Source organism: Vibrio sp. 1978 (genome assembly GCF_033344345.1).
Genome location: NZ_JAWPOP010000952.1, coordinates 1 through 531, shown reverse-complemented (window position 1 = coordinate 531; position 531 = coordinate 1). Strand labels below are relative to the sequence as shown.

Here is a 531-nt window from a genome sequence, read left to right as displayed (position 1 = left end):
GCTTGCGTTTCTTCCCGGTGTGGCGGCCATTAAGCAAGTGCAAGAGCGGTTATCGCACTTACCGGACGATGTTGAAGTATGCCCGTTGTATGGTCAGTTGAGCTTTACTGAGCAACAGAAAGCCATCTCTCCTGCAGAAAAAGGTAAGCGCAAAGTCGTATTGGCAACCAACATTGCGGAAACCTCTCTGACAATTGAAGGTATTCGCCTTGTGGTGGATTCTGGTTTGGAGCGTGTTGCGCGTTTTGACTTGAAAAATGGCCTTACACGATTGGAACAAACGCGTATAGCTCAATCGTCAGCCATCCAGCGAGCTGGTCGTGCTGGGCGGATTGAAGAGGGGATTTGCGTTCGCCTCTATTCAGAAAGTCAACTCAAGCAACAGCCACAAGTGCCACAACCTGAGATTTTGCATTCCGATCTTGCGAGCTTGGTAATGGAGCTGGCGTTTTGGGGGACGACCGATATTCATGAGCTAAAATGGCTCGATATTCCTTCTGCTGCCGCGCTGCAACAAGCTAAGCAGTTGTT

1 protein-coding gene is annotated in these 531 nt (G+C 49.7%); it reads left to right on the top strand.

Features of this window, described 5'->3' with window-relative positions; all coding sequences use genetic code 11:
• A partial coding sequence (locus R8N49_RS30040) for a helicase-related protein (RefSeq protein WP_318190815.1) occupies window positions 1–531 on the top strand: 531 nt, incomplete at both ends.